We start from the raw sequence: 22,305 nt of genomic DNA, 5'->3' as shown, positions 1-22,305 counted from the left end.
ATACAGGCTGCTAGTGTAACATTTATTGGAATTGACGATGATCGACCACTCGAAAAATTGAACTAACCAGGCACACCCGCCCCTGAATGCATCGTGAACAACGACAGGGGAAAGATGAAATTTAGCGAAATAACAACAGCTTTCCCTTACTTTTAATTGCCAGCCGCCACATTTCTTCCTGGTGAACTATCGATTTTTCCCTGCGTGTTTTCAACAGCGATAAGAGAAGGTGAACTGTCGCCCATAGTGACCATCCGTTTTTTTTCTTTCTTCTCCACCGGCAACTGTGGCTCTTCAATCTGATGAGAATTTCCTATAAATACCCCACCTTTCTCAATGGAGAACTCGGTGGCGAACACTTCACCTTCAATCCTGCCACGCGACATAATAACAACCGTCCTGGCATAACAGCTTCCTTTCAGCAGACCATTGACCACCAGCTTAACGGACTTTACTGTTCCGACAACCTGACCTTCCTTACCAATCTGCGTCATTTTCTGGCTGGTCAGGTCCCCTTCAACAACACCATTGATTGAAATATTGTTTTCGTTGGTCATTTCGCCCCGTAATACAGTACCAATAGAGATCACTGTTTCTTTCGTATTACTGTCATCATACGAAGGAGCAAGGGGTGATACATTTTGTTCCAGCTTGACCTGTGAAGATAAATTCTCATTTGACTGAGGTTCTGCCTTGCGATTGAAATTAAACACGTTTTTAATCGTCCTTTTATTGTATAGAAAGGGGATAGCTAGCAGCATAATCAGGCACACCATAACACCCAGAGAAATTAATAAGGTCGTTCTTATTGATAGCGCAAAGGCAAGTATACTTATGCTCCAGCAAGACCAGATTCCCCACAGATAACATTGTTTTTTCGTCTCAGACATTGTATTCACTCACAACGTACGGAACCTCATGCACAAGACTCAGCCGCTGACGTCATCATTAAGCTGAGGACGTGATCGCGTCATCGTTAACCAGAAAGTCATTTCTGGAAAGCAGCACCGAATTAAATAAATGTGAATAGAAGAAAACACCAGTAAAATTAACGGGTAGAATATCACTTTTTAAGCATTTTTAATGAAACCACTCTTTATTATGATAAGCGGCGCAGTTTATGGCATGGAATGATATTTGAATTCAATGCAAATATAAAGTCGTGTTTGTTTATATTATTTAAATAAAGCAATAACTCTCCTGACTCAAAAAATTAACCAGGAGAATATATCGCTAAAAAACCTTTATCAGAAAAAAACATTAAAAACAGTATTATTCGGCTTCTGCGCGACATATTGCGACAGTGTCTTCAATCAGCCTGCGAGCCACCGTTCCTGCTGGAGGTAACTGCGGCAACGCATCGTAACGATACCACCCCGCAGACAGCAGTTCTTTTGGATCAATATTGATATCACCGCCAGCATAGTCGGCCATAAACGCCATCATCAGTGACTGGGGGAAAGGCCAGGGTTGAGAAGAGACATAGCGCAGATTCTTCACACGGATGCTGCTTTCTTCCATCACTTCACGTGCTACCGTTTGCTCAAGGGTTTCGCCCACCTCGACAAAGCCAGCCAGTACCGTGAAAATCCCGTTACGATGCCGCGTATGCTGCGCCAGCAAAATCTCTTCGCCCCGGCGGATCGCCACGATAATGCAAGGTGCAATTTGCGGATAGTAACGCTGCCGGCAATGCCCGCAGAGACACGCCCATTCGGTTTTGCTGGGGTGCATTTCATGGCCACAGTAGCCACACCAACGGTGTGAACGATAGAATTCTGATAACTGAATACCGCGTCCGGCAAGTTGGAACAGGCCCGTATCTTGATCGAGCAACTGGCGTAGCGATCCCATATCCTGAGGATACGTACCGCGGATCAGCCACACTTTCTCGCCCTGCCACTCTCCAATCGGCGCCCCTGATCGCCCTGTCAGGCCCAATGAGCCCGCATCACCATGCGGCAGCTCACCTTTTGGTAACCAAATTTTATGTTCCTGGCTGACAACCCACCAGCCAGCGTCTACGCTTAAAATTTCCTGTTCCATCATTTTGCTCATCATCCTCAGCTTAAAGACTGGATTGAGGTCAGACGTTAAAATATAACATTCACGGAGTTGAACATGCTTAACCAGTTAGAAGTCCTCACCGCGCGCGTCGGCGGATGCAGTGAGCTGGTAGACTTCTGCCTGCGCTCCCGCAAGCAGTTGCTGGTTACCTATTACCAAATGGCTGGCATTAAGCCTAACAAGGAAACGCTGACGACGCTCGATGAAAACGCGCTGGATACATTCTGCCAGCATCTGGTGGACTACCTTTCCACCGGTCATTTCACCGTCTACGAACGTTTTATCAAGGAACTGGAAGGGACCGAGCAACTGGCGAAAGCGTCGTTAATCTACCCCTCTTTAAAAGCCAATACCGATCAGATAATGGAGATTTATGATTCGCATCTGGAAACAGCCATCGATGATGATAACTGCGTTGAATTTCAGCGGGCATTATCGGTAGTCGGTGAAGCGCTGGAGGCTCGATTTACGCTGGAGGATAAATTCATCAAGCTGGCTTTAGAAAAAAATGATGATAATCAAAGCGCTGCCAACTCGTGCTCGCTTGCTCGCCCTGCCTGATTCGTTATCAGAATGTGAACTTCTTGTAGTTTCCAAAAAGCCCCTTTATGCTTGAGGGGTAAGGGCGAGGCATGCCTCTCCCTTACGTTGACTGAAAAACCAGTCGATATCTTGTCGGAGTGCCCCAGGGCTGAGACCGTTAATTCGGGATCCGCGGAACCTGATCAGGTTAGTACCTGCGAAGGGAACAAGAGTAAATCAGCTATTACGGTGTGATACCGTATTTTGTCACATCGTTCTCATTACTCCCGCCTCCAGGCAAGCAAACTTCCGTATTATTATCAGGAACTTGCTATGTCTACCGTTGAAAAACCTTTCATTGAGAAAAAAACCAGCCGCCGGAAACAGCGTGCAGAAGCACAGCAGTTTATCGACTCCCTGCAGGGCACTGCCTTCCCCAATTCAAAACGCATTTACCTGACCGGCTCGCAGCCGGATATCCGTGTGCCGATGCGCGAAATTCAACTGAGCCCGACCACCGTGGGCGGTAGCAAAGACGAACCGCTGCTGGAAGCGAATGAACCGATACCGGTCTACGATACAGCGGGTCCCTACGGCGATCCGGCGGCGGCGATTGATGTTCACAAAGGGCTAAATCCGCTGCGCAGCACCTGGATCATCAAACGGGGTGATACCGAACAGATCGCTGAACTCAGCTCTACCTACACCCAGCAACGCCTCGAAGATGAAGGGCTGGATCATCTGCGTTTTGATAATTTGCCACGTCCGCGCCGGGCGCTGGAAGGCCGCTGTGTCACTCAGATGCACTATGCCCGGCTGGGCATGATCACCCCGGAAATGGAATTTATCGCTCTCCGTGAAAATATGGGACGAGAACGCATTCGCGGCGAGGTGCTGCTGCAACAGCATCCTGGTCACAGCTTTGGTGCACAGTTGCCTGAAAATATCACTGCTGAGTTCGTTCGCCAGGAGGTTGCTGCAGGACGCGCGATTATCCCGGCCAATATTAATCACCCGGAATCGGAGCCGATGATTATCGGTCGCAACTTTCTGGTGAAAATTAACGCCAATATCGGCAATTCCGCGGTCAGCTCTTCCATCGAAGAAGAGGTGGAAAAACTGGTGTGGTCAGCCCGTTGGGGGGCAGATACGGTGATGGACCTTTCCACCGGGCGTTATATTCACGAAACCCGCGAGTGGATCCTGCGTAACAGCCCGGTGCCGATTGGCACGGTGCCCATCTATCAGGCGCTGGAAAAAGTGAACGGTGTGGCAGAGGACCTCAACTGGGAAATTTTCCGCGACACACTGCTGGAACAAGCTGAACAGGGCGTTGATTACTTTACTATTCATGCGGGTGTGCTGCTGCGCTATGTACCGATGACCGCCAAACGCCTGACCGGTATCGTTTCGCGCGGCGGCTCAATTATGGCGAAATGGTGCCTGTCTCACCATAAAGAGAGTTTCCTCTATCAGCATTTCCGCGACATCTGTGAAATCTGCGCCGCCTACGATGTTTCGCTGTCGCTGGGCGATGGCCTGCGCCCGGGTTCCATTCAGGATGCCAACGATGAAGCACAGTTCGCAGAATTACGCACGTTGGGCGAACTGACCAAAATTGCCTGGGAATATGACGTCCAGGTGATGATTGAAGGCCCTGGGCATGTGCCCATGCAGATGATTCGCGTCAATATGACGGAACAGCTTGAGCACTGTCACGAAGCCCCGTTTTATACGCTGGGGCCCCTGACGACAGATATTGCTCCGGGTTATGACCACTTCACTTCCGGTATTGGCGCCGCCATGATCGGCTGGTTTGGCTGCGCGATGTTATGTTACGTGACACCCAAAGAACACCTCGGCCTGCCGAACAAAGAGGATGTCAAACAGGGATTGATTACCTATAAAATCGCAGCCCATGCCGCCGACCTGGCGAAAGGCCATCCCGGAGCACAGATTCGTGATAACGCCATGTCGAAAGCGCGTTTCGAATTCCGCTGGGAAGATCAGTTTAATCTCGCCCTCGATCCGCACACTGCCCGTGCATATCACGATGAAACCCTGCCGCAGGAATCCGGCAAAGTGGCACACTTCTGCTCAATGTGTGGACCCAAATTCTGTTCAATGAAGATCACCCAGGAAGTGCGTGAATACGCCGCACGTCAGGAGGCCGAAGCACGGCCGATCGAAATAGGTATGGCACAGATGTCTGACGAGTTTCGTCACCGTGGCAGTGAACTGTATCATCGCGCCGACACCCTGAAATCAGAGGAACAAATATGAGTCGTGGAGCTTTTCCCCCAACCAATGCCAGATTGGGTCTTTATCCGGTGGTCGATACGGTGGAGTGGATTGAACGCCTGCTTGATGCGGGCGTACGTACACTGCAACTGCGCATTAAAGACTGTGCAGAGCATGAAGTTGAACAGCAGATCGTTGATGCCATTGCCTTGGGTAAACGCTATCAAGCCCGCCTGTTTATTAATGACTACTGGCGTTTAGCGATAAAACATCAGGCTTACGGCATCCATCTGGGTCAGGAAGATCTGGATGTTGCCGATCTGGATGCCATTCATGCTGCCGGACTGCGCCTCGGTCTTTCAACCCATGACGATGCCGAACTGGATCGCGCGCTGGCCGAAAAACCTTCCTATATTGCCCTGGGCCACGTATTTCCAACCCAGACAAAAGCCATGCCCTCTGATCCGCAGGGACTGGAAGAGTTAACGCGCCACATAAAGCGACTGAAGGGGATCTCTACCGTGGCTATCGGTGGGATCAGTCTGGAACGTATTCCCCAGGTGCTGGCCACCGGGGTGGGCAGTGTTGCTGTGGTGAGCGCGATTACACAAGCCAGCGACTGGCGTGCGGCGACGTATCAGCTACTGGACCTGGTCGAGCCACAGAACACCCCACATTCCTGACATCATTATAAATATCGGTAAAAAACGTTCGGGCAGGTGCTCGGCACGTTCGAGGCTCAGGGCGCGTTTCGCAATAAAATGCAATCTGCTGCAACACGGAAAAACAGGGCTGAAGACATTACGCAGCCTTGTTTATTCACGCTTTTATCGGGAAATGCAGCCGCTATAGTGGCCGTGCGGGGGGCAATCCTGCCATCCGCCAGGGTCAGTAGTTTTCCTTCTCACTGACCCTGCCTTCACCCTCTTCTTGTACCTGCGAGGATACCGGAGCACAGGCCAGCACTGCCCGCTCTACCGCCGCCCCCAACACCTCCAGAGCACGTTCGGTTTTATCGGTAAACGACTGCGCATAGCTGAGGCGCAGGCAGTTGCGGTATTTACCTGATGCTGAGAACAGCGACCCGACAGCAATCTGAATATGGGAAGCACGTAGATCCTGGTTCAGGCGCAGCGCATCAAAAGGTTCTGGCAGTTCGACCCAAATAAGAAATCCTCCCTGAGGACGAGTCACACAGATCCCACAGGGAAAGTGATGCCGCACCCGCCGGGTGAACGTCTCCAGGCTGCGCTGATAGTAACTGCGCATACGCCGCAGATGAGGCTGGTAATACCCCTGGCGAATAAAAGCGGCGACCGCCATCTGTGTCTGAGTGGCCGTTGAACCCGTGCTGATATATTTCATATGCAAAACACGATCAAAATAACGCCCCGGCACCACCCACCCCACCCGCAGGCCGGGTGCCAGCGTTTTAGAAAATGAGCTGCACAGCAGAACACGACCATCCATATCCAGCGACTTGATGGTGACCGGACGAGGATAGTCAAAAGCGAGTTCACCATAAACATCATCTTCAATGATCGCGGCATCAAAGCGCTGCGCCAGCGTCAGCAATGCCTGCTTACGCTGCGTTGGCATCACAAACCCCAGCGGGTTATTGCAGTTTGGCACCACCACCACGGCATTAATCGGCCATTGCTCAAACGCCAGCTCCAGTGCTTCCAGACTGATGCCGGTAACGGAATCCGTAGGAATCTCGATAGCGCGGATCCCAAAACCGCGCAGGGTTTGCATGGTGCCGTGAAAGGCTGGTGACTCCACGGCAATAATATCCCCCGGCTGGCATACCGCTCTGATCGATACCGACAGCGCTTCATGGCAACCCGTGGTAATCACAATGTCGTCGGCGGTGACCTGGCAGCCGCTGTCGATCATCAGGCGCGCGACTTGTTCACGCAGTTCCGGCACACCATACAGATTATCGTAACTCAACAGCCTTGGGTCCTGCTGCTGCCCAAGGCGACTGATAATTTTCCACAGCGGCTTGAGCGTAGGAGAATCAATATTCGGCATACCGCTTCCGAGCTGAAGCATATCGTCATCCAGCCGGGCATTGAGCAGATCCATCACCGCATCCCACTGGGTGATCTCCACCGGGCGCTGAACCGGGCGAGTGATCGGCGGCAGCGGCGGTGCCGCCTTGCGTGGGGTGACAAAGTAGCCGGATCTGGGCTGTGGCGTAATCAGCTGTTTCTCTTCAAGCAGATAGTAAGCCTGCTGAACCGTGCTGATGCTGACGCCATGTTCGCCACTGAGTGAACGTACGGATGGCAATCGCTCGCCGGCCTGATACAACCCTTGCTCAATACGTTGAGCCAGCAGTTCTGCCAGCCGCTGATAACGTGTCATCGTATCCTCCACTCCCACTCTATTTTGGAAAAACCAGTACAGATAGCGGTAATAATCACCATTCAGTCACACTATCTCGCAATCTGTATGTCAATAAAAGGTGTTTTTTGCATCTGTATCATAAAGGTATTTATCGACAAAATAGTCGTCATACCCAAGGTGATGAGGAGGCAGTGATGGAATTTGATGAGAACAGAGCAGCGAAGCCATTTAGCTGGACGCTGATTAACGCAATCTTTCTTATGCCTTATCATCGCTGGCAGGCAAGACGCATACGTTCCTGCACCCGCAAGATTCTGTCGCGTCTGAGTGATGCGCAACTGAAGGATATCGGACTGACCTGTGAGGATGTCCGCAACTTATAGTGATGTGGCCTGGGTCGAAGGATGTACCCGAGGGCAACGCGGCCGTCCTGCTGCGTTGCCCCTTTTTTATGGCGATGTGGTTATCAGTTACCGCGATAGGTAGAGTAACCGTACTGACTCAGCAGCAGAGGAATGTGGTAGTGGCTGTCACTGTTCTCCACATGAAAGATCACCGGGATCTCCGGGAAGAAAGTCGGCTGCTTTTGCTGTTTGTAGTAATCACCGGTTTTGAAGACCACTTTGTAGTCACCCGCAGCCATCGTTTTCCCAGCCGGATAGAGTGCCGGGATACGTCCGTTTTTATCCGTGACGCCAGAAGCCAGTTTCACCCACCCCTGCTTTTGCTGCTGTTCGAGTTCAACCGTCACACCGGAGGTCGGTACACCAGTCTGCAGGTTAAGCACGTGCACGCTCAGCGGATTCTTCATCCCTTCATCACCGGCAGCCAGTACAGGCAGAGAAGCACTGACCAGGCTGGTCAGTACCAGGGCTTTAACAATCTTCATGTCGGACTCCTTAGTATTAATGTCGGCATGAAGATAGCAGTCGTCGCCTTTAGCGACGACTTTAGCGCCAAATATGTGAAATTTCCCAGAAGCTTAGGGGAAAAGAGGAAGTCAGAATGCTTCCTCTTAAAGAGGGATTATTCAGTTCCTGCCGTCGCCCAAACGGATGGCCAGTCTCCTGGCTCGCCGCCATTGCAGCTCTGCTGATTGTTATAGTGTGTCAGATGGAATGTCTTACCATCATATTTCCAACCGCCATTATCTCCACAGTCAGCAATACCGCGCCCGCGCCCGGAATAATACAGCTCACCCGTTTGCGGATCGTAGCTTGCTTCAGTAAACCAGCTCATCACCCTGGGTTTGCCGTCTTCATCATTTCCGGGTAATGGCAGAGTCAGCTGCTTTGAGTCCTGGGGATTATTGCGCTCACTGATAAACAGCATACTGGAAGACTGATAAGCTCCCAGACCACAATTGACCAGCACCAGAGCCTGCTTGTCATTCAGTGGCTGCGCTTCACTGCGCTCACGTGCTTCTTTGTCCGGCTCACAGCTCTCTTTCGCCAGCAGTTTGCTGTTAGCCTCAATCGCACCGTCGATTAACGCAGCGGCGTTGGTCAAAGGAATGACTCTGGGCACTGGGAAGTTCAGCACCGCCGGGACAGGCCGTGCCGACACCATCGAAGGTTCATTATTCCCCACTTTCAGCAGCGCGGTCTGATTCCCTAATCGCCCCTGTCGTTCATCCACCAGCAGCAGTGCCGCATTGAGCCCGCCGAGGGAGGCAGCTTCAGAATCGGGTGTACCGGGTGTGAGCGCAATGGTCAGAGCATTTTTAGTGGCCTGAACCCACTGCTGTACATCAGCCAGTTTTTCACTGCCGCCCGCGCTATAGTCATCACTGATTTTTGACGGTGAAATCTCAATGTTGGAATGCCAGGGTTTGCCATCCAGCCAGATCCCTGTCGGTTTCTGATCGCCCCATTGCTGAAAATTGAGGGAAGGCTGAGACTCTGCACCAGCCTTACGCTTGATGATAATCCGCAATACCTCATCGGTATTGCGCACCTCACAGTCATTGAGATTGTTGCAAGTCACCTGCCAGTTTTTAAACGTCTTTTGCACCGGGGCATTAGCCCACTCTTCTGCCTGAGCGCCTGCGCTTAATCCCAGCAGTGCCAGCGCCATCACAACCTTATTATTTTGCATTTTTTATCCATGTGATTTTGTTTAGTCGAAAAAAAACCCCGCCGAAGCGAGGTTTTTTATTATGCCACAGGCCGTTGACGATTAATCGTCATTACCGCCCAGGTTTCCTGCGTTAAGCAGTTCAGCCAGGCTGGCAGAGGCTTCATCGGCAGTCACTACTGGCACGATTGGCGCTTCGCCCGCGGCTTTACGACGCATACGATCCTGATGATACGCGTAACCGGTACCGGCTGGAATCAGACGGCCAACGATAACGTTCTCTTTCAGGCCGCGCAGTTCGTCGCGTTTGCCCGCAACGGCTGCTTCGGTCAGTACGCGCGTGGTTTCCTGGAACGAAGCCGCAGAGATAAACGACTCGGTTGCCAGGGAAGCTTTGGTGATACCCAGCAGATCGCGTGCAAATGTTGCAGAGATCTTGCCGTTAGCTTCCAGTTCGCGGTTAGCGATCTTAACGCGTGAGAACTCAACCTGCTCGCCGTCGAGGAAGTCAGTGCTTCCCGCGCTTGAGATGGTTGCTTTACGCAGCATCTGACGAACGATGACTTCGATGTGCTTATCGTTAATCTTAACGCCTTGCAGACGGTAAACTTCCTGCACTTCGTTAGTGATATAACGGGTCACCGCATGCACGCCACGCAGACGCAGAATGTCATGTGGAGATTCTGGGCCATCGGAAACCACGTCACCGCGCTCTACGCGTTCACCTTCGAACACGTTCAGCTGACGCCATTTCGGAATCATCTCTTCGTAATGATCGCTACCGTCGATCGGCGTGATCACCAGACGACGCTTCCCTTTGGTTTCTTTACCGAAGGAAATGATGCCGCTGATCTCAGCCAGGATTGCCGGCTCTTTCGGACGACGGGCTTCGAACAGGTCAGCAACGCGTGGCAGACCACCGGTGATGTCCTTGGTACCGCCAGATTCCTGAGGTACACGCGCCAGGGTGTCACCAGAACTGATCTTGATGCCATCTTCCAACTGGACGATTGCTTTACCCGGTAAGAAGTACTGGGCAGGCATATCAGAGCCAGGGATCATGACGTCATTGCCGTTAGCATCAACGATTTTCAGCGCTGGACGCAGATCTTTACCACCGGCAGTACGTTCAGCACTGTCCAGAATCACCAGAGAAGAAAGACCGGTCAGGTCGTCCGTCTGGCGGGTAATGGTCTGACCGTCAATCATGTCAGTGAAGCGAATGAAACCGCTCACTTCGGTGATGACCGGCATGGTGTGTGGATCCCAGTTTGCTACGGTCTCGCCCGCTGCAACCTGCTCGCCGTCACCTTTCGCCATGGTTGAACCGTAAGGAACTTTATAGCTCTCTTTGGTACGACCAAATTCGTCGATCATTTTCAGTTCAACGTTACGCGAGGTGATCACCAGCTTGCCAGCGGAGTTCGTTACCGACTTGGCGTTGATCAGTTTCAGCGTACCTTTGTTCTTCACCTGAATGCTGGATTCAGCAGCCGCACGAGATGCCGCACCACCGATGTGGAACGTACGCATCGTCAGCTGTGTACCCGGCTCACCGATGGACTGTGCTGCGATAACGCCGATGGCCTCACCTTTGTTGATGATGTGACCACGTGCCAGGTCGCGACCATAGCAGTGAGCACACACACCGAAGTCAGTTTCGCAGCTTACTACGGAACGCACTTTCAGGCTGTCAACAGAGTGTTCTTCCAACAGGTCACACTGCTGTTCGTGCAGCAGAGTGTTACGCGGCAGCAGGATGTCAGCAGTACCTGGCTTGATCACGTCTTCTGCGGTCACACGACCCAGTACACGCTCACGCAGCGGCTCTTTAACATCACCACCTTCGATGACCGGAGTCATCATGATACCTTCGCGTGTACCACAGTCATCTTCAGTCACAACCAGATCCTGCGCGACGTCAACCAGACGACGAGTCAGATAACCGGAGTTAGCTGTTTTCAGTGCGGTATCCGCAAGACCTTTACGCGCACCGTGCGTGGAGATGAAGTACTGGAGTACGTTCAGACCTTCACGGAAGTTCGCGGTGATCGGCGTTTCGATGATGGAGCCATCTGGCTTAGCCATCAGACCACGCATACCGGCCAGCTGACGAATCTGCGCTGCAGAACCACGAGCACCGGAGTCGGCCATCATAAAGATGCTGTTGAAGGAAACCTGACGCTCTTCCACGCCATCGCGGTTGATCACGAGTTCGGTAGAGAGGTTTTCCATCATCGCTTTAGCAACGCGTTCGTTGGCCGCAGCCCAAATATCGATCACTTTGTTATAGCGTTCGCCAGCGGTAACCAGACCAGACTGGAACTGCTGCTGAATCTCAGCCACTTCCGCTTCTGCTTCGGTGATGATTTCCACTTTCTTAGCCGGGATAACCATGTCGTCGATGCCCACAGACGCGCCTGAGCGTGCTGCATAGGCAAAGCCGGTGTACATGGTCTGGTCAGCAAAGATAACCGTTGGTTTCAGACCCAGGATGCGGTAACAGGTGTTCAGCATCTTGGAGATCGCTTTTTTACCCAACGCCTGGTTGACGATAGAGTAAGGCAGACCTTTTGGTACGATCATCCACAGGATCGCACGACCAATGGTGGTGTCGATGATGCTGGTTTTAGCAACCCACTCATCCTGCTCGTTTTTCTCGTGTTCGGTGATACGCACCTTAACGCGAGCGTGCAGAGACGCATGGCCAGAGCGGTAAACACGCTCAGCTTCTTTCGGGCCAGTCAGCACCATGCCTTCGCCTTTGGCGTTAACACAGTCGCGGGTCATGTAGTACAGACCCAGTACAACGTCCTGAGAAGGAACGATGATTGGCTCGCCGTTCGCAGGTGACAGGATGTTGTTGGTAGACATCATCAGCGCACGCGCTTCCAGCTGAGCTTCCAGCGTCAGCGGTACGTGTACTGCCATCTGGTCACCATCGAAGTCGGCGTTGTATGCCGCACAGACCAGCGGGTGAAGCTGAATCGCTTTACCTTCGATCAGTACTGGCTCAAACGCCTGGATGCCCAGACGGTGCAGAGTTGGTGCACGGTTCAGCAGGACCGGGTGTTCGCGGATCACTTCATCCAGGATATCCCAGACGACGGATTCTTCGCGCTCAACCATTTTCTTAGCGGCTTTGATGGTGGTAGCAAGACCACGCAGTTCCAGCTTGCCGTAGATAAACGGTTTGAACAGCTCCAGTGCCATTTTCTTCGGCAGACCACACTGATGCAGACGCAGGTATGGACCTACAGTGATAACCGAACGACCAGAGTAGTCGACACGTTTACCCAGCAAGTTCTGACGGAAACGACCCTGCTTACCTTTGATCATATCGGCCAAAGATTTCAGAGGACGTTTGTTAGAACCGGTGATCGCACGACCGCGACGGCCGTTATCCAGCAACGCATCGACCGCTTCCTGCAACATACGTTTTTCGTTACGTACGATGATATCTGGCGCAGCCAGATCCAGCAGGCGTTTCAGACGGTTGTTACGGTTAATCACGCGACGATACAGATCGTTCAGATCCGACGTAGCGAAACGACCGCCGTCCAGCGGTACCAGAGGACGCAGGTCCGGTGGCAGAACAGGCAGCACGGTCAGGATCATCCATTCTGGTTTGTTACCAGACTGTACGAACGCTTCCAGCAGCTTGATGCGCTTGGTCAGTTTTTTACGCTTGGTTTCGGAGTTCGTTTCGTTCAACTCTTCACGCAGAGTTTCACACTCTTGTTCCAGGTCCATGTTTTTCAACAGAGCCTGGATCGCTTCCGCACCCATTTTAGCGTCGAATTCGTCACCAAACTCTTCCAGCGCGTCGAGATACTGCTCTTCAGTCAGGATCTGGCGCTTTTCGAGGTTGGTCATGCCGCCTTCAATCACTACGTAAGATTCGAAGTAAAGAACACGTTCGATATCACGCAGTGGCATATCCAGCAGTAAACCGATGCGCGAAGGCAGCGATTTCAGGAACCAGATGTGCGCAGTAGGCGAAGCCAGCTCAATGTGGCCCATGCGCTCACGGCGAACTTTGGTCTGTGTAACTTCAACGCCACACTTCTCACAGATCACACCGCGATGTTTCAAGCGCTTGTACTTACCGCACAGGCACTCGTAGTCTTTTACTGGCCCGAAAATACGCGCACAGAAAAGCCCGTCACGTTCAGGTTTGAACGTACGGTAGTTGATGGTTTCCGGCTTTTTAACTTCGCCAAAAGACCATGAACGGATCATATCTGGCGATGCCAGAGCGATCTTGATCGCATCAAACTCTTCGGTCTTAGTTTGCGCTTTCAGAAACTTAAGTAAGTCTTTCACGGATTAGCTCCCGTCGGAGTGAGACTTCTCAGAGACGCCCGGAGTGACCCGGGCGCCCTGTAACCAGTACAGCAGATGCGAGTTATTACTCGTCTTCCAGCTCGATGTTAATACCCAGCGAGCGGATCTCTTTCAACAGTACGTTGAAGGATTCCGGCATGCCCGGTTCCATCTGATGATTGCCGTCAACGATGTTTTTATACATCTTGGTACGGCCGTTCACGTCATCAGACTTCACGGTCAGCATTTCCTGCAGGGTATAAGCGGCACCGTATGCTTCCAGTGCCCATACTTCCATCTCACCGAAGCGCTGACCACCGAACTGCGCCTTACCACCCAGCGGCTGCTGAGTAACGAGGCTGTAAGAACCGGTAGAACGCGCATGCATTTTGTCATCAACCAGGTGGTTCAGCTTCAGCATGTACATGTAGCCAACGGTAACCTGACGTTCGAACTGCTCACCGGTACGACCATCAAACAGCGTAATCTGACCAGAAGAAGGCAGGCCGCCGAGCTGTAACAGCTCTTTGATTTCGCTTTCTTTCGCGCCGTCAAACACCGGTGTTGCGATTGGCATACCTTTTTTCAGGTTCTCTGCCAGACGCAGCACTTCGTCGTCGGTGAACGTGTTCAGGTCAACTTTCTGGCGCAAATCGCTGCCCAGATCGTAAGCACGCTGAATAAACTCACGCAGCTTGGACACTTCTTCCTGCTTCTTAAGCATAGCGTTAATTTTCTCGCCAATGCCCTTCGCAGCCATACCCAGGTGGGTTTCAAGAATCTGACCAATGTTCATACGTGATGGAACGCCCAGCGGGTTCAGAACGATGTCGACCGGCGTACCGAACTCATCGTATGGCATATCTTCGATCGGGTTGATCTTGGAGATAACACCTTTGTTCCCGTGACGACCTGCCATTTTGTCACCAGGCTGGATCTGACGTTTAACGGCCAGATACACTTTAACGATTTTCAGCACGCCAGGTGCCAGGTCATCGCCCTGAGTGATTTTGCGGCGCTTAGCTTCAAGTTTTTTCTCAAACTCGTGCTTCAGCTCGTCGTACTGCTCGGCCAACTGTTCCAGCTGGTTTTGCTTTTCTTCGTCGGTCAGGCCCAGTTCCAGCCAGCGCTCGCGTGGCAGCTTGTCCAGTTTTTCCGCTTCAACACCGCCAGCAACCAGCAGGTAGTTAATACGGCTGAACAGGCCAGCTTCGAGGATTTGCAGTTCTTCAGACAGGTCTTTCTTCGCCTGCTTCAGCTGCATCTCTTCGATTTCCAGCGCACGTTTGTCTTTTTCCACGCCATCGCGGGTGAAGACCTGAACGTCGATGATGGTGCCAGACACGCCGTTTGGTACACGCAGAGAAGAATCTTTAACGTCAGACGCTTTCTCACCGAAGATTGCACGCAGCAGTTTCTCTTCTGGCGTCAGCTGGGTTTCACCTTTCGGCGTTACCTTACCAACCAGAATGTCACCGCCAGTCACTTCCGCACCGATGTACACGATACCGGACTCATCCAGTTTAGAGAGCGCAGCTTCACCCACGTTAGGGATGTCGGCAGTGATCTCTTCTGGCCCCAGCTTGGTGTCGCGAGACACACATGCCAGTTCCTGGATGTGGATAGTGGTGAAGCGATCTTCCTGTACCACACGCTCGGAGACTAAGATGGAGTCTTCGAAGTTATAGCCGTTCCACGGCATGAACGCGACGCGCATGTTCTGACCCAGTGCCAATTCACCGAGGTCGGTTGAAGGACCATCAGCCAGCACATCACCACGTTCAATTGGTTCACCCAGGTTCACGCAAGGCATCTGGTTGATGCAGGTGTTCTGGTTAGAACGGGTGTATTTGGTCAGGTTGTAAATGTCGATACCGGCTTCGCCAGAATGCATTTCGTCTTCGTTAACTTTAATAACGATACGTGATGCATCCACGTACTGAACCGTACCACCACGTTTCGCTACGGCAGTAACACCGGAGTCGACCGCTACCGCGCGTTCCATACCAGTACCAACCAGCGGCTTATCAGCACGCAGAGTTGGAACCGCCTGACGTTGCATGTTTGCACCCATCAATGCGCGGTTGGCGTCATCGTGCTCCAGGAACGGGATCAGTGACGCACCGACGGAAACCACCTGCTGGGTGGAAACGTCCATGTAGTCAACCTGGTCACGGTTGAAGAGGCTCGATTCGCCTTTGCTACGGCAGGTCACCAGATCGTCTACGAAGTGACCTTCGTCGTCGAGGTTGGTGTTCGCCTGAGCGATAACGTAGTTACCCTCTTCAATAGCAGAGAGGTAATGAATTTCGTCGGTCACCACGCCTTCGCGAACGCGACGGTATGGGGTTTCCAGGAAACCATACTCATTGGTCTGTGCATAAACAGACAAGGAGTTGATCAGACCGATGTTTGGACCTTCCGGCGTTTCGATTGGACATACGCGACCGTAGTGAGTCGGGTGTACGTCTCGAACTTCGAAGCCTGCACGCTCACGCGTCAGACCGCCCGGGCCCAGTGCAGAAATACGACGCTTATGCGTGATCTCTGACAACGGGTTGTTCTGGTCCATAAACTGTGACAGCTGGCTGGAACCGAAGAACTCTTTCACTGCCGCTGAAATTGGCTTGGCGTTGATCATGTCCTGTGGCATCAGGGTATCCAGATCGCCCAGGGACAGACGCTCTTTCACCGCACGCTCTACGCGCACGAGGCCAACACGGAACTGGTTTTCAGCCATTTCGCCGACGGAACGGATACGACGGTTGCCGAGGTGGTCGATATCATCCACTTCGCCAATACCGTTACGGATACCGATGAGCTTCTTCATCACCTGAATGATGTCGTCTTTGCTCAGGATACCGGAACCTTCGATCTCGTCACGCAGCAGAGAACGGTTGAACTTCATACGGCCAACCGCAGACAAATCGTAGCGGTCTTCAGAGAAGAACAGGTTCTCGAACAGGTTTTCAGCCGCTTCACGCGTTGGTGGCTCACCAGGACGCATCATGCGGTAGATCTCAACCAGAGCGCTAAGGCGATCGCTGGTTGGGTCGACACGTACAGTCTCAGACATGTACGCACCGTGATCCAGGTCGTTGGTGAACAGTGTTTCGATGCGCTTGTGACCGGACTGGCTCAGTTTCGCCAGCAGATCCAGTGACAACTCCATGTTCGCCGCGATCAGCAGTTCACCAGTGCTCTCATCGATGTAGTCTTTAGCGACGACTTTACCGGCAATGTACTCAACCGGAACTTCGATGTGTGCAATGGCATCTTTCTCAAGCTGGCGAATATGGCGCGCAGTAATACGGCGACCTTTTTCGACGTAAACGGTGCCGTTCGATTCAATATCGAATGACGCAGTTTCACCACGCAGGCGCTCTGGGACCAGCTCCATCTGCAGCTTGTTGTCGCGAATTTCGTACACTACTTTTTCGAAGAACAGATCCAGGATCTGCTGAGTAGTATAATTCAGCGCACGCAGAATGATGGTCGCAGGCAGTTTACGGCGACGGTCAATACGGACGAACAGGTTGTCTTTCGGGTCGAACTCGAAGTCCAACCATGAACCGCGGTAAGGGATAATACGTGCGTTATACAGCACTTTACCCGATGAGTGGGTTTTACCCTTATCGCTGTCGAAGAAGACACCAGGACTACGGTGGAGCTGAGAAACGATAACACGCTCAGTACCGTTGATCACAAAGGTACCGTTATCGGTCATGAGTGGAATTTCACCCATGTAAACTTCTTGTTCTTTGATGTCTTTAACGGTGCCTTCCGGCGCTTCGCGCTCGTAGATCACCAGGCGCAGTTTTACGCGCAGAGGTGCAGAGTACGTGACACCACGAATCTGACACTCTTTAACATCAAATACAGGTTCGCCTAAACGGTAGCTGACGTACTGCAGCTCAGAATTACCGCTATAGCTTTGGATTGGGAATACGGAACGGAATGCTGCTTCCAGACCATATTGACCTTCCGGATCTTGCTCGATGAACTTCTGAAACGAGTCAAGCTGGATAGAAAGGAGATATGGAATGTCCAGAACTTGTGGACGCTTTCCAAAATCCTTACGAATACGTTTTTTCTCGGTATAGGAGTAAACCATAGGGTTCCTCAGCTCGCTGAAATGTAGAACCTCGCTGTCCATCCAGGAGGACAGTTCATGCAACGCTGTTTTGTGTTGTTCGAAAAGCAGAGTGCTTTTCGTAATACCTCTTTCTATCACGCTTAAATCATTTCGCTGCAAGTGTCTGAGCAGGGAACCCAGTCAGGAATGCAGTATATTAAGTCGTCGATAGAGAAAGATATTAAGCTAATCAATGACTAAACAGTGTGAAATATCATTGACGCTGTAGAGCGCAAAAAGGCTGGTGACCAAAAAGTCACCAGCCATCAGCCTAAAAGACTAGGCTGCAACCTGAAAGGTTGGCTTATTTAACTTCAACTTCTGCGCCAGCTTCTTCCAGTGCTTTCTTCAGTGCTTCTGCGTCGTCTTTGCTGATGCCTTCTTTCAGGGCAGCAGGTGCAGACTCAACCAGATCTTTAGCTTCTTTCAGGCCCAGACCAGTTGCGCCACGTACTGCTTTGATCACGGCAACTTTGTTAGCGCCGATAGCTTTCAGTACAACGTCGAACTCGGTTTTTTCTTCTACAGCTTCAGCAGCAGCAGCAGGACCTGCAACAGCAGCAGCAGCTGACACGCCGAATTTCTCTTCCATAGCGGAGATCAGTTCAACGATTTCCATTACAGACAGAGCTGCAACGCCTTCAATGATTTGGTCTTTAGTGATTGACATTTCGTGTTCCTAAATTCAGAAAGTAATTTATACGTAAGCAAGTGAACGGAAAAGAAAGGCTGGCTGATTAAGCAGCAGCAGCTTCTTTCTGATCGCGTACAGCAGCCAGAGTGCGAACCAGTTTGCCAGCAGAGGCTTCTTTCATGGTTGCCATCAGGCGTGCGATTGCTTCATCGTAGGTAGGCAGAGTTGCCAGGCGGTCGATCTGAGCCGCACTGATCAGCTCGCCTTCAAAGGCTGCAGCTTTAACCTCGAATTTTGCATTCGCTTTCGCGAACTCTTTGAACAGACGAGCAGCAGCGCCCGGGTGTTCCATAGAGTATGCAATCAAGGTAGGACCGGTAAACGTGTCTTTCAGGCACTCAAACTGAGTACCTTCAACGACGCGGCGCAGCAAGGTGTTACGAACAACACGCATGTAAACGCCAGCTGCACGTCCTGCTTTACGCAGTTCGGTCATTTTATCTACGGTAACGCCACGAGAATCCGCAACTACCGCAGACAGCGCGCCTTTGGCTACTTCGCTGACTTCAGCAACAATCGCTTGTTTGTCTTGAAGATTTAAGGCCATTAGCTTGTGCTCCTGGATTTTTGGCCGGGGATGGATTTCCCCGGAACTCACTTCGCCTGAACAGTGTTGCCACAGACAGGCGCTAAATCACGGTGAGCAGAATCCAGCAAAGACTATAAAAATATTCTTTTGGTTCTGTCACCGTCTACGCAGGAGATTAAGTTTCTTACGAAACACCTGCGGTCTTGGACGGAGGCCTGGATAAGGCCAGGCTCCAACCTAAAAATTCTTGGAATATGTCGCCACGAATGGCTGAATTCCGGGTTCTGTATATTTACAGAACAACGGGCGTAAGATTCTAGATGAATAATTCGCCCGCGTAAAGCACAAGATTAGTTTGCAGCAGCGTTCAGGCCAGCCTGATCAACTGCAACGCCTGCGCCCATAGTGGTGGACAGGCTAACTTTCTTGATGAAAACGCCTTTCGCCTGAGATGGTTTTGCTTTTTTCAGCGCAACCAGCAGGTGTTCCAGGTTTTCTTTCAGTTTTTCAGAATCGAAATCAACCTTACCGATAGTGGTATGGATGATACCGTTCTTGTCGTTACGGTAACGAACCTGACCTGCTTTAGCATTTTTCACTGCTTCAGCAACGTTAGGAGTTACAGTACCAACTTTCGGGTTTGGCATCAGACCGCGTGGGCCCAGAACCTGACCCAACTGGCCAACAACGCGCATTGCATCAGGAGATGCGATAACAACGTCGAAGTTCATTTCGCCTTTTTTGATCTGGTCAGCCAGATCTTCCATACCTACCAGCTCAGCGCCGGCTGCTTTAGCAGCTTCAGCGTTTGCGCCCTGGGCAAATACGGCAACGCGAACAGAACGGCCAGTACCGTGTGGCAGTACAGTTGCACCGCGAACGTTCTGGTCAGATTTACGAGCATCAATGCCCAGGTTTACAGCTACGTCAACGCTTTCTACGAACTTAGCAGTAGCCAGTTCCTTCAGCAGAGCAACAGCTTCGTTGATGTCATACTGTTTAGTTGAATCAACTTTGTCACGGATCACGCGCATGCGCTTGGTCAGCTTAGCCATTTCTTAGTCCTCTACTACCAGGCCCATGGAACGAGCAGTACCTTCGATGGAGCGAGTCATCGCTTCCAGGTCAGCACCAGTCATGTCCGCAGCTTTGGTTTCTGCGATTTCACGTACCTGAGCACGCGATACTTTACCTACTTTGTCTTTGTTCGGCTTGCCAGAACCAGACTTAATACCAGCCGCTTTCTTCAGCAGTACTGCTGCAGGAGGGGTTTTGGTAACGAAGGTGAAAGAACGGTCAGAGTAAACGGTGATCACAACTGGCGTTGGAAGACCTTTCTCCAGGGATTCTGTTTTGGCGTTGAACGCTTTACAGAATTCCATGATGTTAACGCCCTGCTGGCCCAGTGCCGGACCTACCGGTGGACTTGGGTTTGCCATACCAGCTGCAACCTGCAACTTAACGTAGGCTTGTACTTTCTTAGCCATGATAATTCCTCTATTGGGTGATAACGCTCCTGAAGGAGCTCCCCGTGATTAATATTCACACGCTGAGAACAGCGCATAAAAACAAAAGGCGCGAAATTGTAGTGCAATTTCGCGCCTCTCGCAACCACTAGATCACAGTGATTGTGTATTTTTCATGCGCCCCGCAACAAAAGCAGGGGCGTCTTTAAGAAAGGTAATTAACCCTTCTCAACCTGACCGAAGTCCAGCTCAACCGGTGTTGCACGGCCAAAGATGGATACAGAAACTTTCAGGCGGCTTTTCTCATAGTCGACTTCTTCCACCACGCCATTAAAGTCAGCAAATGGACCATCGCTTACGCGCACCATTTCACCAGGCTCAAACATAGTTTTCGGACGTGGTTTATCACCCGCTTGCTGCAAGCGGTTCATGATAGCATCAACTTCTTTGTCGCTAATCGGCGCCGGGCGGTCAGAGGTACCACCAATGAAGCCCATAACACGCGGCACGCTGCGTACCAGGTGCCAGCTGGCATCGTTCATCACCATTTGGACCAGCACGTAACCTGGGAAGAACTTGCGCTCGCTTTTACGACGCTGGCCACCACGGATCTCAACCACTTCTTCGGTTGGAACCATGACATCGCCAAACAGCTCTTCCATGTTGTGTAACTTGATATGCTCGCGCAGCGATTGTGCTACACGGCCTTCAAAACCGGAAAACGCCTGAACGACGTACCAGCGCTTTTTTGGAGCTTCAGACATCTCAGAACCTCAGGCCAGTGATAAACGATACCAGACGAACCAGAATTCCATCCAGTCCCCACAAAATCAGTGACATCACGGCAGTTACCGCGGCAACGATTAACGTGGTGTGCAACGTTTCCTGACGAGTAGGCCAGATGACCTTACGAACTTCAGTGCGCGCTTCACGGGCAAAAGCCAACGTTGCTTTACCTTTGGTGGTCCACAGAGCAATGCCAGCTGCTGCTACCATCAGGACCACGACAGCAAGGGCGCGCAGAGGTAATGTTACATCGCGATAATAGGAGTTACCGGCGACAGCGGCGACCAAAAGCACCACGACACCTAACCACTTCAATACTTCCAGGCCGCGCCCGTTTCCTTGAGCTTCGGTATTAGCACTCATAAACCAACCTGCCACAATAAATCAGAAACACTTTTGCCTCGTCAGACGAGGCAACCGAACCGAATGATGCTGTTAGGCGTAACTCGGCATATCCTTTAATTCCAAGCCGTAGCTTGAAAACTATTGGCTTTAACGCCGTGCTACAGAGCCTGCCTCAGCAATGATTATGGTCGAAAAAATCACTGATGAGTCAGGTTCTATGTTACAGCGTGCAAAAAGGGCATCAAATGATGCCCTTTTCCTGTGCGTTGCGTCAAATATTATCAGCGATTAAGCGATAACTTTAGCAACAACACCCGCGCCAACAGTACGACCACCTTCACGGATTGCGAAACGCAGACCGTCGTCCATTGCGATTGGGTGGATCAGGGTAACAACCATCTGAATGTTGTCGCCTGGCATAACCATCTCAACGCCTTCTGGCAGTTCGATGGTACCGGTCACGTCAGTTGTACGGAAGTAGAACTGTGGACGGTAGCCTTTGAAGAACGGAGTATGACGGCCGCCTTCATCCTTGGACAGGATATACACTTCAGATTCGAACTTGGTGTGTGGCTTGATTGAACCTGGCTTAGCCAGAACCTGTCCACGCTGGATATCTTCGCGCTTGATACCACGCAGCAGGATACCACAGTTCTCACCCGCACGGCCTTCGTCCAGCAGCTTACGGAACATTTCAACGCCGGTACAAGTTGATTTCACGGTATCTTTGATACCAACGATCTCAACTTCTTCACCCACTTTAACA

General features: G+C 51.5%; 18 protein-coding genes and 1 riboswitch. Of the genes, 4 read left to right on the top strand and 14 right to left on the bottom strand.

All coding sequences use genetic code 11. From position 1 onward, the window contains the following. Positions 1-152 precede the first annotated feature (152 nt). Positions 153-890 (bottom strand): polymer-forming cytoskeletal protein, encoded by a 738-nt coding sequence (locus HHI26_RS25045; protein ID WP_133846991.1) that lies wholly within the window; start codon positions 888-890, stop codon positions 153-155. A gap of 382 nt (positions 891-1,272) precedes the next feature. Beyond that, positions 1,273-2,046: an NAD(+) diphosphatase gene (nudC, locus tag HHI26_RS25040; RefSeq protein ID WP_133847005.1), complete on the bottom strand. Its 774-nt coding sequence runs from the start codon at positions 2,044-2,046 to the stop codon at positions 1,273-1,275. Positions 2,047-2,121: 75 nt separating this feature from the next. Here nudC and rsd point away from each other — a divergent pair, with 75 nt between their 5' ends. From rsd to thiE, 3 genes are all read left to right on the top strand, one after another. Beyond that, on the top strand, positions 2,122-2,628 hold the full coding sequence (gene rsd, locus HHI26_RS25035) for a sigma D regulator (protein WP_133846992.1): 507 nt from the start codon (positions 2,122-2,124) through the stop codon (positions 2,626-2,628). A gap of 105 nt (positions 2,629-2,733) precedes the next feature. Further along, positions 2,734-2,832: riboswitch (TPP riboswitch) on the top strand. 90 nt (positions 2,833-2,922) lie between these two features. Next, a complete protein-coding gene (gene thiC / locus HHI26_RS25030) occupies positions 2,923-4,872 on the top strand; it encodes a phosphomethylpyrimidine synthase ThiC (protein WP_241008359.1) in 1,950 nt (649 codons plus the stop codon). Then, complete coding sequence (thiE, locus tag HHI26_RS25025) at positions 4,869-5,513, top strand: thiamine phosphate synthase (protein WP_171149968.1); 645 nt, start codon at positions 4,869-4,871, stop codon at positions 5,511-5,513. Before thiC ends, thiE begins: the two co-directional genes overlap by 4 nt. Before the next feature lie 205 nt (positions 5,514-5,718). Here thiE and HHI26_RS25020 read toward each other — a convergent pair whose 3' ends face one another. Next, positions 5,719-7,200: a PLP-dependent aminotransferase family protein gene (locus HHI26_RS25020; RefSeq protein WP_159338608.1), complete on the bottom strand. Its 1,482-nt coding sequence runs from the start codon at positions 7,198-7,200 to the stop codon at positions 5,719-5,721. Positions 7,201-7,376: 176 nt separating this feature from the next. On the opposite strand from HHI26_RS25020, the gene HHI26_RS25015 reads away from it, so the two are divergent. Then, a complete protein-coding gene (locus HHI26_RS25015; RefSeq protein WP_167864937.1) occupies positions 7,377-7,565 on the top strand; it encodes a DUF1127 domain-containing protein in 189 nt (62 codons plus the stop codon). 83 nt (positions 7,566-7,648) lie between these two features. Here HHI26_RS25015 and uraH read toward each other — a convergent pair whose 3' ends face one another. The 11 genes from uraH to HHI26_RS24960 form a co-directional block, all read right to left on the bottom strand. Continuing rightward, positions 7,649-8,071 carry a hydroxyisourate hydrolase gene (gene uraH / locus HHI26_RS25010; RefSeq protein WP_133846997.1) on the bottom strand — a complete coding sequence of 141 codons (423 nt, stop codon included), beginning with the start codon at positions 8,069-8,071 and terminating at the stop codon, positions 7,649-7,651. A gap of 137 nt (positions 8,072-8,208) precedes the next feature. Then, the gene (locus tag HHI26_RS25005; protein ID WP_171149967.1) at positions 8,209-9,279 is read right to left on the bottom strand and encodes a DUF1176 domain-containing protein; all 1,071 of its coding nucleotides are present in this window, start codon (positions 9,277-9,279) and stop codon (positions 8,209-8,211) included. Positions 9,280-9,360: 81 nt separating this feature from the next. After that, positions 9,361-13,584 carry a DNA-directed RNA polymerase subunit beta' gene (rpoC, locus tag HHI26_RS25000; protein ID WP_133846999.1) on the bottom strand — a complete coding sequence of 1,408 codons (4,224 nt, stop codon included), beginning with the start codon at positions 13,582-13,584 and terminating at the stop codon, positions 9,361-9,363. 85 nt (positions 13,585-13,669) lie between these two features. Next, positions 13,670-17,698 carry a DNA-directed RNA polymerase subunit beta gene (gene rpoB / locus HHI26_RS24995; protein WP_133847000.1) on the bottom strand — a complete coding sequence of 1,343 codons (4,029 nt, stop codon included), beginning with the start codon at positions 17,696-17,698 and terminating at the stop codon, positions 13,670-13,672. A gap of 325 nt (positions 17,699-18,023) precedes the next feature. Beyond that, positions 18,024-18,389: a 50S ribosomal protein L7/L12 gene (gene rplL / locus HHI26_RS24990; protein ID WP_048914311.1), complete on the bottom strand. Its 366-nt coding sequence runs from the start codon at positions 18,387-18,389 to the stop codon at positions 18,024-18,026. Between the two features lie 67 nt (positions 18,390-18,456). Next, positions 18,457-18,960, bottom strand: a complete 504-nt coding sequence (gene rplJ, locus HHI26_RS24985; protein ID WP_133847001.1) for a 50S ribosomal protein L10 — start codon at positions 18,958-18,960, stop codon at positions 18,457-18,459. A gap of 332 nt (positions 18,961-19,292) precedes the next feature. Then, on the bottom strand, positions 19,293-19,997 hold the full coding sequence (rplA, locus tag HHI26_RS24980; protein ID WP_133847002.1) for a 50S ribosomal protein L1: 705 nt from the start codon (positions 19,995-19,997) through the stop codon (positions 19,293-19,295). Between the two features lie 3 nt (positions 19,998-20,000). After that, entirely contained in the window at positions 20,001-20,429 is a 429-nt protein-coding gene (rplK, locus tag HHI26_RS24975; RefSeq protein ID WP_062749165.1) for a 50S ribosomal protein L11, read from the bottom strand. A 197-nt stretch (positions 20,430-20,626) separates the two neighbouring features. Next, a complete protein-coding gene (gene nusG, locus HHI26_RS24970) occupies positions 20,627-21,172 on the bottom strand; it encodes a transcription termination/antitermination protein NusG (RefSeq protein WP_062749168.1) in 546 nt (181 codons plus the stop codon). Position 21,173: 1 nt separating this feature from the next. Further along, complete coding sequence (secE, locus tag HHI26_RS24965) at positions 21,174-21,557, bottom strand: preprotein translocase subunit SecE (RefSeq protein ID WP_133847003.1); 384 nt, start codon at positions 21,555-21,557, stop codon at positions 21,174-21,176. A gap of 270 nt (positions 21,558-21,827) precedes the next feature. After that, on the bottom strand, positions 21,828-22,305 hold a 478-nt coding region (locus tag HHI26_RS24960; RefSeq protein WP_241008358.1), incomplete at its 5' end, for an EF-Tu/IF-2/RF-3 family GTPase.

The sequence above is a fragment of the Erwinia sp. JH02 genome (assembly GCF_013074405.1).
In the GTDB taxonomy this organism is placed as follows: domain Bacteria; phylum Pseudomonadota; class Gammaproteobacteria; order Enterobacterales; family Enterobacteriaceae; genus Erwinia; species Erwinia rhapontici.
The sequence above is the reverse complement of the archived record's forward strand: the minus strand, read 5'-3'. Positions and strand labels throughout refer to the sequence as shown.

Excerpts from the sequence above, each read along its gene's own strand:
- HHI26_RS25045 (WP_133846991.1), bottom strand. The coding sequence starts at position 890 with ATGTCTGAGACGAAAAAACAATGTTATCTGTGGGGAATCTGGTCTTGC.
- nudC (WP_133847005.1), bottom strand. The coding sequence starts at position 2,046 with ATGGAACAGGAAATTTTAAGCGTAGACGCTGGCTGGTGGGTTGTCAGC.
- rsd (WP_133846992.1), top strand. The coding sequence starts at position 2,122 with ATGCTTAACCAGTTAGAAGTCCTCACCGCGCGCGTCGGCGGATGCAGT.
- thiC (WP_241008359.1), top strand. The coding sequence starts at position 2,923 with ATGTCTACCGTTGAAAAACCTTTCATTGAGAAAAAAACCAGCCGCCGG.
- thiE (WP_171149968.1), top strand. The coding sequence starts at position 4,869 with ATGAGTCGTGGAGCTTTTCCCCCAACCAATGCCAGATTGGGTCTTTAT.
- HHI26_RS25020 (WP_159338608.1), bottom strand. The coding sequence starts at position 7,200 with ATGACACGTTATCAGCGGCTGGCAGAACTGCTGGCTCAACGTATTGAG.
- HHI26_RS25015 (WP_167864937.1), top strand. The coding sequence starts at position 7,377 with ATGGAATTTGATGAGAACAGAGCAGCGAAGCCATTTAGCTGGACGCTG.
- uraH (WP_133846997.1), bottom strand. The coding sequence starts at position 8,071 with ATGAAGATTGTTAAAGCCCTGGTACTGACCAGCCTGGTCAGTGCTTCT.
- HHI26_RS25005 (WP_171149967.1), bottom strand. The coding sequence starts at position 9,279 with ATGCAAAATAATAAGGTTGTGATGGCGCTGGCACTGCTGGGATTAAGC.
- rpoB (WP_133847000.1), bottom strand. The coding sequence starts at position 17,698 with ATGGTTTACTCCTATACCGAGAAAAAACGTATTCGTAAGGATTTTGGA.
- rplL (WP_048914311.1), bottom strand. The coding sequence starts at position 18,389 with ATGTCAATCACTAAAGACCAAATCATTGAAGGCGTTGCAGCTCTGTCT.
- rplJ (WP_133847001.1), bottom strand. The coding sequence starts at position 18,960 with ATGGCCTTAAATCTTCAAGACAAACAAGCGATTGTTGCTGAAGTCAGC.
- rplA (WP_133847002.1), bottom strand. The coding sequence starts at position 19,997 with ATGGCTAAGCTGACCAAGCGCATGCGCGTGATCCGTGACAAAGTTGAT.
- rplK (WP_062749165.1), bottom strand. The coding sequence starts at position 20,429 with ATGGCTAAGAAAGTACAAGCCTACGTTAAGTTGCAGGTTGCAGCTGGT.
- nusG (WP_062749168.1), bottom strand. The coding sequence starts at position 21,172 with ATGTCTGAAGCTCCAAAAAAGCGCTGGTACGTCGTTCAGGCGTTTTCC.
- secE (WP_133847003.1), bottom strand. The coding sequence starts at position 21,557 with ATGAGTGCTAATACCGAAGCTCAAGGAAACGGGCGCGGCCTGGAAGTA.